Annotated in this window: 13 protein-coding genes; 4 read left to right on the forward strand and 9 right to left on the reverse strand. The window is 73.1% G+C overall.

Features of this window, described 5'->3' with window-relative positions; translation table 11 throughout:
* Nucleotides 1-17: 17 nt before the first annotated feature.
* The gene (locus tag ACA361_RS04725; RefSeq protein ID WP_375010530.1) at nucleotides 18-431 is read left to right on the forward strand and encodes a CoA-binding protein; all 414 of its coding nucleotides are present in this window, start codon (nucleotides 18-20) and stop codon (nucleotides 429-431) included.
* Between the two features lie 2 nt (nucleotides 432-433).
* Here the strand turns inward: ACA361_RS04725 and purE are convergent, their stop codons facing one another.
* The gene (gene purE / locus ACA361_RS04730) at nucleotides 434-922 is read right to left on the reverse strand and encodes a 5-(carboxyamino)imidazole ribonucleotide mutase (RefSeq protein ID WP_375010531.1); all 489 of its coding nucleotides are present in this window, start codon (nucleotides 920-922) and stop codon (nucleotides 434-436) included.
* 39 nt (nucleotides 923-961) lie between these two features.
* On the reverse strand, nucleotides 962-2,128 hold the full coding sequence (locus tag ACA361_RS04735; RefSeq protein WP_375010532.1) for a 5-(carboxyamino)imidazole ribonucleotide synthase: 1,167 nt from the start codon (nucleotides 2,126-2,128) through the stop codon (nucleotides 962-964).
* A gap of 272 nt (nucleotides 2,129-2,400) precedes the next feature.
* On the opposite strand from ACA361_RS04735, the gene ACA361_RS04740 reads away from it, so the two are divergent.
* A complete protein-coding gene (locus ACA361_RS04740; RefSeq protein WP_375010533.1) occupies nucleotides 2,401-3,000 on the forward strand; it encodes a GtrA family protein in 600 nt (199 codons plus the stop codon).
* Between the two features lie 27 nt (nucleotides 3,001-3,027).
* On the opposite strand, the gene ACA361_RS04745 is transcribed toward ACA361_RS04740, so the two are convergent.
* The 5 genes from ACA361_RS04745 to glgX all read right to left on the reverse strand — a co-directional run bounded on the left by ACA361_RS04745 (nucleotide 3,028) and on the right by glgX (nucleotide 11,538).
* Entirely contained in the window at nucleotides 3,028-4,305 is a 1,278-nt protein-coding gene (locus ACA361_RS04745; protein WP_375010534.1) for an ATP-binding protein, read from the reverse strand.
* 114 nt (nucleotides 4,306-4,419) lie between these two features.
* Nucleotides 4,420-5,091, reverse strand: a complete 672-nt coding sequence (locus ACA361_RS04750) for a response regulator transcription factor (protein ID WP_019629095.1) — start codon at nucleotides 5,089-5,091, stop codon at nucleotides 4,420-4,422.
* A 138-nt stretch (nucleotides 5,092-5,229) separates the two neighbouring features.
* Entirely contained in the window at nucleotides 5,230-7,101 is a 1,872-nt protein-coding gene (gene treZ / locus ACA361_RS04755; RefSeq protein ID WP_375010535.1) for a malto-oligosyltrehalose trehalohydrolase, read from the reverse strand.
* Complete coding sequence (gene treY / locus ACA361_RS04760; RefSeq protein ID WP_375010536.1) at nucleotides 7,098-9,386, reverse strand: malto-oligosyltrehalose synthase; 2,289 nt, start codon at nucleotides 9,384-9,386, stop codon at nucleotides 7,098-7,100. The genes treZ and treY overlap by 4 nt, the downstream gene beginning before the upstream one ends.
* A complete protein-coding gene (gene glgX / locus ACA361_RS04765; protein ID WP_375010537.1) occupies nucleotides 9,379-11,538 on the reverse strand; it encodes a glycogen debranching protein GlgX in 2,160 nt (719 codons plus the stop codon). The genes treY and glgX overlap by 8 nt, the downstream gene beginning before the upstream one ends.
* A gap of 234 nt (nucleotides 11,539-11,772) precedes the next feature.
* Here glgX and ACA361_RS04770 point away from each other — a divergent pair, with 234 nt between their 5' ends.
* Nucleotides 11,773-12,126: a bacterioferritin-associated ferredoxin gene (locus ACA361_RS04770; RefSeq protein ID WP_375010538.1), complete on the forward strand. Its 354-nt coding sequence runs from the start codon at nucleotides 11,773-11,775 to the stop codon at nucleotides 12,124-12,126.
* A 101-nt stretch (nucleotides 12,127-12,227) separates the two neighbouring features.
* Entirely contained in the window at nucleotides 12,228-12,722 is a 495-nt protein-coding gene (bfr, locus tag ACA361_RS04775; RefSeq protein ID WP_375010539.1) for a bacterioferritin, read from the forward strand.
* Nucleotides 12,723-12,758: 36 nt separating this feature from the next.
* Here the strand turns inward: bfr and ACA361_RS04780 are convergent, their stop codons facing one another.
* Together ACA361_RS04780 and ACA361_RS04785 are read right to left on the reverse strand one after the other, a co-directional pair.
* Nucleotides 12,759-13,784 (reverse strand): adenylate/guanylate cyclase domain-containing protein, encoded by a 1,026-nt coding sequence (locus ACA361_RS04780; RefSeq protein WP_375010540.1) that lies wholly within the window; start codon nucleotides 13,782-13,784, stop codon nucleotides 12,759-12,761.
* Nucleotides 13,785-13,909: 125 nt separating this feature from the next.
* A complete protein-coding gene (locus ACA361_RS04785; RefSeq protein ID WP_375010541.1) occupies nucleotides 13,910-14,767 on the reverse strand; it encodes a biotin--[acetyl-CoA-carboxylase] ligase in 858 nt (285 codons plus the stop codon).
* Nucleotides 14,768-14,811 lie beyond the last annotated feature (44 nt).

Consider the following 14,811-nt stretch of genomic DNA (forward strand, 5'->3'; position numbering starts at 1 on the left):
GCGCTGTTGTGCCGGACATGGATGATCTGTTCGCACGGCAGGACGTGATCAAGCGGCTGCTGAACGAGTCGCGGCGGTGGGCGTTCGTGGGCCTGGGGGACAATCCCGAGCGGGAGGTCCATACCCAGGCCCGGCTGCTTCAGCGGCGCGGCAAGACGATCGTCCCGGTGCATCCGTCCGCGGCGACGGTGCTGGGCGAGAAGGGCTACGCGGCGCTCGCGGACGTGCCCGGGCAGATCGACGTCGTCGGGGTCTACCGGCGCGCCGAGCACGCGGGCGCCGTGGTGGACGAGGCCATCGCCGCGGGCGCCGGGGCCGTCTGGCTGCCGCTGGACGTGATCGACGAGGCGGCGGCGCGGCGGGCCCAGGAGGCCGGGCTGGACGTGGTCATGAACCGCTGCCCGGCCGTGGAGTGGGCCCTGCGGCGGTAGCGCTAGAGGTTCTCGCGGAGGCGGGCGCCCTTGGCCTTGGCCTGCGCGTACAGGTCCTGCTGGAAGTCCGCCATCTTCGCGCGGAGCGCCTCGTCGGAGGCCGCCAGGATCCGCACGGCCAGCAGCCCGGCGTTGCGGGCGGCGCCGACGGCGACGGTCGCGACCGGGACGCCGGCGGGCATCTGGACGATCGACAGCAGCGAGTCCATGCCGTCCAGGTGCTTGAGCGGCACCGGGACGCCGATGACCGGCAGCGGGGTGACCGAGGCGAGCATCCCGGGCAGGTGGGCGGCGCCGCCCGCGCCCGCGATGATGACCTTGAGGCCGCGGCCGGCCGCCTCCGCGCCGTACGCGATCATGTCGTGCGGCATCCGGTGCGCCGAGACGACGTCGGCCTCGTAGGCGACGCCGAACTCGTCGAGCGCCTCCGCGGCGGCCTTCATCACCGGCCAGTCGGAGTCGCTCCCCATCACCACGCCCACCTGGATCAAGACTCTGCTCTCCGTTCATCTCCGGGCCGCCTCATGGCGCTACGAGTCACTCGGGTTCTCCTTCATGTCGGAGCCCCAGCGCAGGAAGTCGGCGGCGTGCCGGGCGCGCTCGCGGGCCTCGGCGAGGTCGGCGCCCAGCGCGGTGACATGGCCGATCTTGCGGCCGGGGCGGACCTCCTTGCCGTAGAAGTGCACCTTGACGGCCGGGTCGTGGGCCATCACGTGCAGGTACCGGTGGTAGATCTCGCCCTTGTCGCCGCCGAGCACGTTCGCCATGACGGTGTACGGGGCGGTGGGCTCGGTGGAGCCGAGCGGCAGGTCCAGCACGGCGCGCAGGTGCTGCTCGAACTGGGAGGTGCGGGCGCCCTCGATCGTCCAGTGGCCGGAGTTGTGCGGGCGCATCGCCAGCTCGTTCACCAGCAGGCCCGCGTCCGTCTCGAACAGCTCGACAGCGAGCAGGCCGGTCACGCCGAGCTGCTCGGCGACGCCGAGGGCGAGCCGCTGCGCCTCGGCGGCGGTGCCGCCGTCCAGGCCGGGCGCGGGAGAGATCACCTCGACGCAGATGCCGTTCTCCTGGACGGTCTCCACGATCGGGTACGCGGCGCCCTGGCCGTGCGGCGAGCGCGCCACCAGGGCCGCCAGCTCGCGGCGGAACGCGACGTGCTCCTCGGCCATCAGGGTGACGCCCTCGGCGATCAGGCGGGCGGCCAGGTCCGCGTCCTCCGGGCCGCGCAGGATCCAGACGCCCTTGCCGTCGTAGCCGCCGCGGGTGGCCTTGAGGACCAGCGGCCAGCCGTGCTCGCGGCCGAACGCCTCCAGGAACGCCCGCGGCTCCCGGTCGGGGACGGCCCCGTACGCCGGGCAGGGCGCGCCGATGCCGCTGAGCCGCTCGCGCATGACCAGCTTGTCCTGGGCGTGCAGGAGGGCGGCGGCGCTCGGGCGGCAGGGGACGCCGGAGTCCTCGACGGCCTGGATGTGGTCGCCGGGGACGTGCTCGTGGTCGAACGTGACGACGTCGCAGCCCTTGGCGAAGGCGCGCAGGTCGTCGAGCGAGGAGTCGTCGCCGACGTGGACGTCCGCGCACACCCGGGCCGCCGAATCGGTGGCCGAGCCGGCGAGCACCCGCAGCGACACGCCGAGCGCGATCGCCGCCTGCTGGGTCATCCGGGCCAGCTGGCCGCCGCCCGCCATACCCACCGTGGGCATCTGAGCTGGATCTCTCACGCCCGAAAGGCTATCGGGGCCGGGATGGTGAACGAACCGGGCGGGTACGGCGTCAAAGGATGTGTGATCCGCGTCGAGGAGGGCACGGGGAAGGGGCGCGAGTCCGGGATCGTTCCCGTTGCGACGCCCCAGTGGCAACATGCGTCTATCCTCGATGTGCCTCCACAGTCGCCAGAGCGCGCGCCGGCCGGGCGCCCGCGCCGCGCAGTGGCCGCCGAAACCGCAGCCGCAGTCCGGAAGGACGGTCCCCGTTCGTGAAGCTGCTCTCCCGTCTCCGCCACCGGTTCGAGCACCTGGTGCGCGAACTCGCCAAGTTCGGCAGCGTCGGCGCGATCGCCTTCGTCATCACGATGGTCCTCAGCAACGCGCTGCACAACGAGGCGGGCCTGGGGATGGGGCCGCTGTCCTCCAACGCCATCGCGACCGTGGTGGCGACCACGTTCTCGTACGTCGCCAACCGCTACTGGACGTTCCGGCACCGTGACCGGACCGGCCTGGGCCGCGAGTACGTGCTGTTCTTCGCGCTGAACGGCGTCGGCCTGGTGATCACGCAGCTGTTCATCGGCTTCGTGCACTACGTGCTGGGGCTGCACGGCCCGCTCTTCTACAACGCGGCGCTGATCCTCGGTACCGGGGCGGCGACGCTGTTCCGCTTCTGGTCGTACAAGAAGTGGGTGTTCCTGCCGGTGGAGGCCGCGCAGGTCGACCCGCACTCGGGGCTGCCCGGCACCGCGCCCGCCGAGCCGGCCGCGTCGGAGCGCGTCAACGGCCGTTCCCTGCCGTCCCATGGGCTGGGCCGCCCGATCGGCGAGCAGCCGGCGGAGGGCCGGGCGGAGTTCACCCGCTCCCACTGATCCCTCGGTCCGGCCGGTCCGGCGAGGTCAGGCGGGGCCGATCACGACGCGTTCGGAGGCCAGCCGGGCCTCGGCGGCCGGGCGCAGGAACACCCCGAAGACCGCGGGCCGGTTCTGGATCAGCTCCAGCCGGCCGCCGTCCACCACCGCCAGCGAGCGGGCCAGGTAGAGGCCGAGGCCGGTGCCCTTGCCGCTGCTGACGCTGCGCTCGAAGATCCTGGCCTCCAGGTCCGCCGGGATGCCCGGCCCCTCGTCGGCGATCTCCACCACCACCGAGCCGACCCCGAGCTTGGTGTTGATCGTCACCGGGCCGGAGCCGTGCACCAGCGAGTTGTCCAGCAGCGTCGCGATGATCTGGGAGAGCCCCTCCGGGCTGGTCATGCCGACCAGGCCGCGCTCGCCGGTGGTACGGACGTCGCGGCCGTCCCGGCGGAAGATCGGCCGCCACTCCTCCACCTGCTGGGCGATGATGTCGTCGACCGGGGCCGCGACGGCGGCGCCGGTGCGGTCGTGCCGGGACCGGGCCAGCAGCTGCTCCACCACGGCCACCAGGCGTTCGGCCTGGGCCAGCGCGGCGGCACCCTCCTCGCGGACCACCTCGGGGTACTCGGCGGCCTCGACCATCTCCTCCAGCCGCATCGACAGCGCGGTCAGCGGGGTGCGGAGCTGGTGGCTGGCGTCGGACGCGAACTCGCGGCTGGCCGCGAGCAGGTCGGCGATCCGCACCGCGCTGCGGTCGAGCACCTCGGCGACCCGGTCGACCTCGGGGATCCCGTACCGGCGGCGGCGCGGCCGGGCGTTGCCGCTGCCCAGCCGGTCGGCGGTCTCGGCGAGGTCGGTCAGCGGGACGGTCAGCTTCCGGGCCTGGAACATCGCCAGCCCGACCGTCACAGCGACGCCCAGCGCGGCCAGGCTGCCGATCAGCAGCATCAGCCGCAGCGCCTCGTCCTGGATCTGCCCGGCCGGCCGGGACACCTGGACCCGGACGCCGCCGGCGGTCCCGGTGGCGGTGAGCAGCTCGGTGCCGCGGGCCGGCCGCGCCCCCGCGGTGACCGTCCGGTCGTTCGCCAGCGTGATCACGATGTACCGGCCCGGATACTCCTGGGCGATCTTCTGGGCGGTGATCGGCTGGCCGGACTCCAGGCTGAAGCCGACCCCGCCGAGGATCGAGGCCGCCTCGCGGTCCAGCGACTGGCGCGCCTCCTCGTAGATGAGCTTGTGCGTGGCGTAGGCGAGGGGGATGCCGAGCAGCAGGATCGCGACGACCGCCACCGCGAGCGTCGACAGGAGCAGTCGGCGCCTCATCAGGGCTCCTTCGAGGTGAAGCCGTGATCACGCCGCATCGCGCCGCGGCCCGTCTCGGATCGGCCCGCGGCGGCGCCGCATGATCATGGCGAACGGTTCAGGGCGTGCGCGGCCCTAGTCGCCGCGCTCGAACCGGAAGCCGACGCCGCGCACGGTCGTGATGTAGCGCGGGCTGCCGGCGTCGTCGCCGAGCTTGCGGCGCAGCCAGGAGATGTGCATGTCGAGGGTCTTGGTGGAGCCCCACCAGTTGGTGTCCCACACCTCGCGCATGATCTGTTCGCGGGTCACGACCTTGCCGGCGTCGCGCACCAGCACGCGCAGCAGGTCGAACTCCTTGGTGGTCAGCTGGAGCTCCTGGTCGCCCATCCAGGCCCGGCGCGACTCGGCGTCGATCCGGACCCCCTGGACGATCGGGGTCTCGGTGCTGCCGCGGCGCAGCAGGGCCCGGACCCGGGCGAGCAGTTCGGCCAGCCGGAAGGGCTTGGTGACGTAGTCATCGGCACCGGCGTCCAGCCCGACGACGGTGTCGACCTCGTCGGCGCGGGCCGTGAGGATCAGGATGGGCACCCCGTGCCCCTCGGCGCGCACCCGGCGCGCCACCTCCAGACCGTCCAGCTCGGGCAGTCCGAGATCGAGGACGATGAGGTCCACGCCGCCCCCGAGCGCCCGCTCCAGGGCCTGCGGCCCGTCCGGGCTGACTTCGACGGTGTACCCCTCGCGCCGCAGCGCACGGGCGAGAGGCTCGGAGATGGACGTGTCGTCCTCGGCGAGCAGTACTGAGGTCATGGACCGATCGTATGACCATTCATGAACGTTTCCCGGCGGCCGCCGCGCTCTTGACCTGCGGTTTGCCACTCATAGTACTTCCATGAACACGGACAAGTCAGAGAGTAGAGCGAAGTAACCGCACGTTATCGGCGGAGGTCAGCGCGGTGCGGGAACGGCGAGCACCGCCACGGCGGGTCCCGGCAGGGTCAGCGTGGCGGTTTCGCCGCCATCGCCCGCCTGACCGCCGTCCAGGCGCACGCCGGGATCCGAGGCGAGCAGGAGGCGGCCGTCCGGTTCGACCGGGATTCGCGCCGTCCGTTCCTCGAATTCGACGGCCACCCGGATCCGGCCGCGCCGCAGGACCAGCCGGCGGGCATCCGTCCCATCGCTCCCATTCCGCTCATCCGCCCGCGTGTCGCCGCCATTCCCCGGGGCGATCTCCGGCTCGCACGGGATCTCCACGGTGGTGCCGGTGAGGCGGGGATCGTTCAGCTCGGGCCAGGCCCGCCGGAGCGCGATGAGCGCGCGGTGCCAGTCGAGCAGCTCGCGGTGGACGCCGGTGCTCGCCGCCGGCTCGGCCCAGTCGAGCCGCGAGCGCCGGAAGGTGTCCGCGTCCTGGGGATCGGGGACCTCGCCCGCCCAGCCGTGCCGGGCGAACTCGCGCCGCCGCCCCTCCGTCACCGCCCGGCCCAGCTCGGGCTCGCGGTGGTCGGTGAAGTAGCACCACGGCGTGCTCGCCGCCCACTCCTCCCCCATGAAGAGCATCGGGGTGAACGGGCCGAGCAGGAGCAGCGCCGCGCCGATCTTGAGCCGGCCGGGCGGGAGCGCGGCCGCGACCCGGTCCCCGGCGGCCCGGTTGCCGACCTGGTCGTGGTTCTGCAGGAACGTCACGAACCGGTGCGCCGGCGTCCGCTCCACGTCCACCGGGCGGCCGTGGCGGCGGCCCCGGTACGCCGACCACGTGCCGTCGTGGACGAACGCCCTGGTCAGCGCCTTGGCGAGCGTCCCGGTCGAGCCGAAGTCGCAGTAGTACCCCTGCCGCTCGCCCGTCAGCGCGGCGTGCAGCGCGTGGTGGACGTCGTCGCACCACTGCCCGTCCAGCCCGTACCCGCCGGCCTCCCTGGACGTGATCAGCCTCGGGTCGTTCAGGTCGGACTCGGCGATCAGGAACAGCTCGCGGCCGAGGTGGGCCGAGAGCCCCCCGACGCGGTCCGCCATCTCCTCCAGGACGTGGACGGCGCCGTGGTCGTTGATCGCGTGGACGGCGTCCAGCCGCAACCCGTCGAACCGGTAATCGCGCAACCACATCAGCGCGTTGCCGATGACGAACGCGCGGACCTCGCCGGACCCCGCCTGGTCGAAGTTCACCGCGTCCCCCCAGGGGGTGCTGTAGGCGCCGGTGAAGTACGGCCCGTAGGAGGCGAGCCGGTTGCCGCTGGGGCCGAGGTGGTTGTAGACCACGTCGAGGACGACGGCGATCCCCTTGGCGTGGGCCGCGTCCACGAACCGTTTCAGCCCGTCGGGCCCGCCGTACGGCTCGTGCGGCGCCCACAGGTGGACGCCGTCGTAGCCCCAGCCGTGGATCCCCGGGAACGCGGCGACGGGCAGGAGCTCGACGGCGTCCACTCCCAGGGAGACGAGATGGTCGAGCCGTTCTATGGCCGCGTCGAACGTCCCCTCAGGGGTGAACGTGCCCACGTGCAGCTCGTACAGGACGCTGCCAGGGAGGGGGCGGCCCCGCCAGGCGCCGTCCGTCCAGGGGAATCGGTCGTGCTCGTACACCCGGCTCACTCCGTGCGCGCCGTACGGCTGCCAGGGAGAGCGCGGGTCGGGCAGGATCTCGTCCCGGTCGTCGAGGACGAAGCCGTAGTCCGTGCCGTGCCCCGCGCCCGGGACATCGGCGGCCCACCACCCGTGCCGCCCGTCCCGCCTCATGGGGTGATGGACGGGGTCTTCTCCTTCCCGCCCCTCCCAGACGGCGACCCGGACGCGCCCGGCGCCCGGCGCCCACACCTCGAACCGGGTCACCCGTCCTCCGCCACCGGATCCGGGACCAGCAGGGCCACCGGCAGCGTGCCGAGGACGTCGGCGAGCGGCAGCCGCGGGCCCCGGTGGACCTCGCCGGTCAGGACGTCCCGCCACAGGCCCGGGGCCGCGCCCAGGTACGTGCCGCCCCAGCCGCCGGCGCGTTCGAGCCCCGCCGGGAGCCGGGTCGCGACGGTCAGCGCCCCCGGCCGCTCCCCGCGCCGGAACGCCAGCGCGTGCCGCGCCGCCGGCCCCTCCGCCGCGACGGGCTCGTACGCGCCGGTCCCGTACCACTCGGGACGGTCCCGGCGCAGCCGCAGCGCCCGCGAGGTGACCAGCAGCTTCTCGTCGTCCAGGTCGCGGGGCTCGCGGCCGCTGTCGAGCCGGGTGAGGCGGGCGCGGCGCAGCCCGTAGTCGACCGGCCGCCGGTTGTCGGGGTCGACCAGCGACAGGCCGGTCAGCTCGCAGCCCTGGTAGACGTCCGGGACGCCGGGCATGGTCAGCTGGACGAGCTTCTGGCCGAGCACGTTGGCGCGCGCGTACACGTCCAGCATGTCCACGAACCCGGCCAGGTCGGCGGTCAGGTCGGCGTCCCCGAGGACGCGCCGCGCGTACGCGAGCACCGCCTCCTCGTAGCCGGTGTCGGGCTCGATCCAGTCCGTCCGGGTCTTGGCCTCGCGCATCGCCTTCGTCAGGAACTCCGCCAGCCGCTCCTCGGTCAGCGGCCAGGCGCCGGCGAGCGTCTGCCAGAAGAGGTACTCCAGGTCGGGTTCGAGCGGCGACCCCTTCGGGTCCCAGTCGCGCCAGCGGGCCGCCGCCTCCGCCCACGGGCCGGGCAGCTCCGCCAGGACGGCGAGCCGGGCGCGGACGTCCTCCTGCCGCTTGGTGTCGTGCGTGGACAGGGTCGTCATGGTGGCGGGCCAGTCGCGGAGCCGCCGGGCGCAGTACGCGTGGAAGTCCTCCGGGCTCACCGCGAACCGCGCCGGGTCGCCGCCGACCTCGTTCAGGGAGGCCATCCGGTTCCAGCGGTAGAACGCGGTGTCCTCCACGCCCTTGGCCGCCAGCGGCGCCGACGTCTGCTGGAACCGCACCGCGAACTCGGCCGCCCCCGACCCGCCGCCGCCCCCGAGGGCCAGCGCGACGATTCGCCCCAGGTCGTCGCGCAGCCGTTCCGGGACGCGGGCGCGCGCCGCCAGCTCGGCCCGCTCCAGCACCTCCACCGCCTGGACGGGCGGGTCCTCGCCCGGGACGACGTACGCGCGGTAGACGGGCATCGCGGCCAGCAGCTCGACCAGGGCGGTGCGGAGGTCCGCGGCCCGCGCCTCGTCCCGCTCGCCCAGCGCCCGGCACAGCACCCGGTGCAGCCGGTCGACCTCCGGCCGCAGCCCGTGCCCGGCCGCGTGCCGGCGGGCCTCGTACTCGACCTCCGCGAACGACTCCGGCCCGCCGGTGAACGCCGTGTACGCCTCGGTCAGCGGCCGCTCCCCGGCCGGATCGACGAAGACGCCGCCGACCATGCCGAGGGCGTCGTACCCGGTGGTCCCGGCGCACCGCCAGCCGGGCGGCAGCCGCTCCTCCCCCGTGGTGATCTTCTCGACCAGGATCCAGCGCGGCGCGCCCGGCGCGGACGCGGCGGCCGACAGCCGCTCCAGGTAGCCGCGCGGGTCGGTGAGGCCGTCGGGATGGTCGATGCGCAGGCCGTCCACGAGGCCCTCGGCGACCATGCGCAGCAGCAGCCCGTGCGTGCGGGCGAAGACCTCGGTGTCCTCCTGGCGCAGGCAGATCAGGCCGGAGATGTCGAAGAACCGGCGGTAGTTCGGTTCCCCTTCCCCCGGCAGGACGAGCCGGCCGCCGCCCGCCTCCCAGTCGACGTCGAACCAGCGGGCGTACGGCGAGTCCGCGCCCTCGTCGAGCACCGCGGCGAGCGGCGCGTTCAGCTCCGGCGGGTCGGGGATCGCCATGTGGTTGGGCACCACGTCCACCAGCACGCGCAGCCCGTGCGCGCGGAACCGCGACACCATCGCGCGGAACGCGTCGCCGCCGCCCAACTCGGCCGACAGCCGGTCGTGGTCGACCACGTCGTAGCCGTGCGTCGAGCCGGGCGCGGCCTGGAGCACGGGCGACAGGTACACGTGCGACACGCCCAGCGACGCCAGGTACGGCGCGAGCGCGGCCGCCTCCCTGAAGCCGCAGTGGCGGGTGTCGCTCGTGCCGCGCAGCTGGAGCCGGTACGTGCCGGCCGCCGGGGCCGCCGGGGCGTCCGGCTCGGGGGGCGGCGGCTCAGACACGGCGGAGCACCTGGAGCGAGCGGGCCTCGACCATCACCGTCTCACCTGCCTTGACCACGGGAGACTCCTCCTCGGCGAGCATGGGATCGGCGGTGTCGAGCACCTTCGACCACATCCCTCCATACCGGGCGGGCGGCAGCCCGAAACCCAGATCGCCGTGATGGGCGTTGAACAGCAGCAGGAACGAGGCGTCCCGGATCCGCTCGCCGCGCCGTCCCGGCTCGCCGATCGCGTCCCCGTTCATGAAGATGTAGAACGACTTGTTGTAGCCCGCCGACCAGTCGGCGCCGGTCATCTCCCGGCCGCCCGGCGTGAACCACAGCAGGTCGGGCAGCTCCTTGCTCTGTCCCTTGCCGCCCTTGCCGCCCTTGCCGGGACGGTCCGCCGGGCGCCCCTTGAAGAAGCGGCGGCGCCGGAACACCGGGTGCCTGCGGCGCAGCGCGGCCAGCTTCTGGACGAAGTCGAGCAGCGGGAAGTTCTCCTGGAGGCCGTCCCAGTCGACCCAGGAGATCTCGCTGTCCTGGCAGTAGGCGTTGTTGTTGCCGCGCTGCGTGCGGCCGATCTCGTCGCCGTGCGACAGCATCGGCACGCCCTGCGTGAGGAACAGCGTGGCCATGAAGTTGCGCTTCTGCCGCTCCCGCAGGCCGATGATCTCCAGGTCGGCGGTCGGGCCCTCGGCGCCGCAGTTCCAGGACCGGTTGTCGTCGGTGCCGTCCCGGTTGCCCTCGCCGTTGGCCTCGTTGTGCTTGCCGTCGTACGAGACCAGGTCGTGCAGGGTGAACCCGTCGTGGCAGGTCACGAAGTTGATCGACGCGATGGGGCGGCGGCCGTCGTCGGCGTACAGGTCGCTGGAGCCGGTCAGCCGGGACGCGAACTCCGGCAGCGTCGCCGGCCGGCCCCGCCAGTAGTCGCGGACGGTGTCGCGGTACTTGCCGTTCCACTCCGTCCACAACGGCGGGAAGTTGCCGACCTGGTAGCCGCCCTCGCCCACGTCCCACGGCTCGGCGATCAGCTTCACCTGGGACACGACCGGGTCCTGCTGGACGAGGTCGAAGAACGCCGACAGCCGGTCCACCTCGTGCAGCTCGCGCGCCAGCGTGGCGGCAAGGTCGAAGCGGAAGCCGTCCACGTGCATCTCGGTGATCCAGTAGCGCAGCGAGTCCATGATCAGCTGGAGCACGTGCGGGCTGCGCATGAACAGGCTGTTGCCGGTGCCCGTGGTGTCCATGTAGTAGCGCGGGTCGTCCTCGACCAGCCGGTAGTACGAGGCGTTGTCGATGCCCCGGAACGACAGCGTCGGCCCCAGGTGGTTCCCCTCGGCGGTGTGGTTGTAGACCACGTCGAGGATCACCTCGATGCCCGCCTCGTGCAGGGCCTTCACCATCGCCTTGAACTCCAGCACCTGCTCGCCGCGCTGCCCCGCCGCCGCGTACCCGTTGTGCGGGGCGAAGAAGCCGATGGTGTTGTAGCCCCAGTAGTTGCGCAGCCCCCGCTCGACCAGCGGGGCGTCGTGGACGAACTGGTGCACCGGCATCAGCTCCACGGCGGTCACGCCCAGCGCGGTCAGATGATCGACGATCACCGGATGGCCGAGCGCCGCGTACGTGCCGCGCATCTCCGGCGGGATCTCCGGATGCCGGTACGTGAGCCCCTTCACGTGCGCCTCGTAGATCACCGTCTCGTGGTACGGGGTGCGCGGCGGCCGGTCGTCGCCCCAGTCGAAGTAGGGGCTGACCACCACCGACCGCATCGTGTGCGGCGCCGAGTCGGCGTCGTTGCGGGACCAGGGGTCGCCGAACGCGTAGCCGAAGCACGACTCGTCCCAGTCGATCTCGCCCTCGATCGCCTGCGCGTACGGGTCGAGCAGCAGCTTGTTCGGGTTGCAGCGGTGCCCGGCGCGGGGGTCGTGCGGGCCGTGGACGCGGTACCCGTACCGCTGGCCCGGCATGATCCCCGGCAGGTAGGCGTGCCAGACGAAGGCGTCCCGCTCCGGCAGGGAGATCCGCGTCTCCCCGCCGCCCTCGCCGGCGGGCCCGTCGAACAGGCACAGCTCCACCCGCTCGGCCGCCTCAGTGAAGATCGCGAAGTTGGTCCCCGCCCCGTCGAAACGGGCTCCGAGCGGATACGCGTCCCCCGGCCAGACAACCGTCACCGTCCGCCCTCCCGTTCGTCCGGGACGGATGCTTCCCCCTGAGGCCCGCCTCACACGCCAGGCCGGCGGGGCAGGCGGCCAGGTAAAGAGAACCGGCCACCACTGGCCAGACCGGACATCCGTGAGCTACCTTAGGGGAGCCTTACCTTATTGAGGGTGCCCTAACCGCCCGGCGCGCTTCGCCGGCGGTGACGCCCTCCGACCGTAATGCCGCACGGAAGGTTCGACCGCCGGATGTACGTCTGCATCTGCAACGCCGTCACCGAGGATGACGTGCGGAGCTGCATGGCCGGCGGGGCCTGCTCCCCCAAGGAGGTCAAGGCCGCCTGCGGCATGAAGCCCGGCTGCGGCAGCTGCACCAAGCGCCTGCACGCCCTGGTGAGCGAGTACCGCACGGCCAGCGAGCTGGCCGACGCGATCACCGGCGGCCCGGCGTCCCCGGTGATGCCCGCCGAGCGCACCCAGCCGATGCCGGTCGCCGACCCCGCGGCCCCGGCCGCACCGCCCGTCACCGGCCCGGTGCCGGTCGCGGGCGCCTCGCTGCCGGTCCGCACCGCCGAAGGGGGGACCGCCGCCACCGCCGCCTGACGCCCGCGAACCGGGCCCCGCCGCCCCCGTTCCGGCCGGACACGCGCCGAACGGGGGGTTAGTGCTGTCCAAGAACAGGGGCACGTGCGAGCATGGTCGACATGGAAGGCGACAAGGACATCATCAACCTGCTCAACGAGCAGCTGACCGCGGAACTCACCGCGATCAACCAGTACTTCCTGCACGCGAAGATGCAGCAGAACTGGGGCTACACCCGCCTGGCCCGGCACACCCGGGAAGAGTCGATCGACGAGATGCGGCACGCCGAACGGCTGACCGACCGCATCCTCTTCCTGGAGGGCCTGCCCAACTACCAGAAGCTCGGCACCCTGCGCATCGGCCAGACCGTCGTCGAGCAGCTCAAGGCCGACCTCCAGATCGAACTGGAGGCCGTCGCGCGGCTGCGGCCCGGCATCGAGCTGATGCGCTCCCGCGGCGACGTGACCTCCGCCCGCCTCTTCGAGTACATCCTCGAGGACGAGGAACAGCACATCGACTACCTCGAGACCGAGCTCAGCCTGGTGGAGTCGCTCGGCGAGCAGAACTACCTCCAGCGCCTCACCGAGGCCCCCGGGGAAGACCTCAGCAAGGCGTGAGCGCGCCCCGGCCCGCGGGCGAGCCGGTCCCGGCCGTCACCCGGCGGCCGGGGCCGCGACGTCCCCGGGACCGGGCTCGTCCCGGCCCCGGCGCAGGACGTACGGCTGGACGATCCCGAGGCCGCGCACCGGGCGCCGCACGATCCGGGTCGTCGCGAAACCCGGCTCCTTCTCCAGCTCCGCCGCCAGCTCCGCGTCGATCACCACCGAGCCCGGCCGGGCCAGCTTGGTCAGCCGCGCGGCCAGGTTCACCGTCGTGCCGAACACGTCGCCCATCAGCGACAGCACCGGCCCGTACGCCACACCGACCCGCACGTCCGGGACCTCGGTCTCATCCGTGATCGCCTGGGCGATGGCCAGCGCGATCTCGCCGCCCACCGCCGGCGTGTCGGCGCAGAACAGCACCTCGTCGCCCAGCGTCTTCACCAGCCGGCCGCCGCACGAGGCCACGATGTCCGACGCCGTCTCCTCGAACCGCTCCACCACCCGGGCCAGCTCCAGCTCCTCCAGCTCCCGGCTCATCTGCGTGAACGAGACCATGTCCGCGAAGCCCACCGCGATCTGCGGCCGCACCGCGCCGGACGAGCCCGGCTCCCGGGTCGCCGCCGCCGCGATCGCGCGCGTCCCCGCCGCGGCCAGCTGCCGCCGCCAGGCGTGCACCACCAGCGGCTCGAACTCCCCGATGTGCTTCTCCGCCAGCTCCACGATCGTCCGCACCGACTCGGCGTCCGGCTCGTCCCCGCCCGGCCCGATCATGTGGCTGAGCAGGTTGACCTGCCACTCCGCGAGCCGGGTCATCGTCTGCCCGAACGCCCGCACCAGCCGGATCACCGCGTCCTCGTCCAGGACCCCCTCGTCCATGAGGCGCCCCAGCCGGTTCAGCGCCGCCACGTCGCCGTCCGTATAGGCGACCTCCCCGTCGGGCATCGAGGGGTAGCCGAACGCCTTCCAGACCTGGCCGGAGAACTCCCGGCTCACCCCGGCCCGCTCGACGGCGTCGACACGGGTGTAGAGCAGCTCGCCGCCCAGCAGGAGCTCCTCGATCTCCTTCGGATCCGGCAACCCCGCTGCTGACATCTCCCCTGCCCCTCAGCCCGCCGGCGGCGGCGACGCGGTCAAGTTCCGCGACATATCGTGGCAGACGCCATGCTTCCGGGGTGATCGGACCGCCGATCCCCGCGCGCCGTTCATCGGACGTGCACCACGTCGCCGGCGCCGACCGCCCGTACCGCGCCGTCCTCGCCCGTCACCACGAGCCGCCCCGACCCGTCGATGTCACTCGCCGTCCCGCGCAGCGGCTCACCCCCGGGAAGCTCCACCCGCACCGACCGCCCCAGCGTCGCGCACAGCTCCTTGTACGCCGTCCGCAGGCCGCTCGCCTCCGCATCCCCGCCCAGCGCCGCCCACTCCCGGTACCAGATCTCGAACTCGCGCAGCACCGCCCGCAGCAGCGGCGCACGATCACTGAGCGGCGCCCCCTCGATCAGCAGCGAGGTCGCCGCCGGCACCGGAAGCTCGTCCTCCCGCAACCCGACGTTCAGCCCGCACCCGACGACCACGGCGTCCGCCACCTTCTCCGCCAGGATCCCGCCCAGCTTCCGCTCCCCCGCGAGAAGATCGTTCGGCCACTTGAGCCGCACGTCCACGGCCACGTCCGCCCCGTCCCCCAGGAACCTCTCCCCCGCCTCCGACCACGCCGTCATCCGCCGCACCGCGGACGCCACCGCCACCCCCGCCAACAGCGGCAGCCACCCCAGCCGATCCGCCGCCACCTCCGGCCGCAGCAGCACCGAGAACATCAGCCCCGACCGCGGCGGCGCCGACCACGCCCGCCCGAGCCGCCCCCGCCCCGCGGACTGCGCCTCGGCGACCAGCACCGACCCCTCCGGCGCCCCCTTCCCCGCCGCATCGCCCAGATCCGCGTTCGTCGACCCGGTCTCCGCCACGACCCGCACATCCCGCCACAGGCCGTCCGCCCGCACGAGCGCCCGCTGAAGAGCCCGCTCATGCAGAGGCGGCCGCTCAAGATCCCCATAAGGTTGCACGGTTTCATTGTGGGGGGTCGACCCCCCACGCCCCCCGCGCAGGG

The organism is Actinomadura sp. 21ATH, from assembly GCF_041951345.1.
Classification (GTDB): domain Bacteria; phylum Actinomycetota; class Actinomycetes; order Streptosporangiales; family Streptosporangiaceae; genus Spirillospora.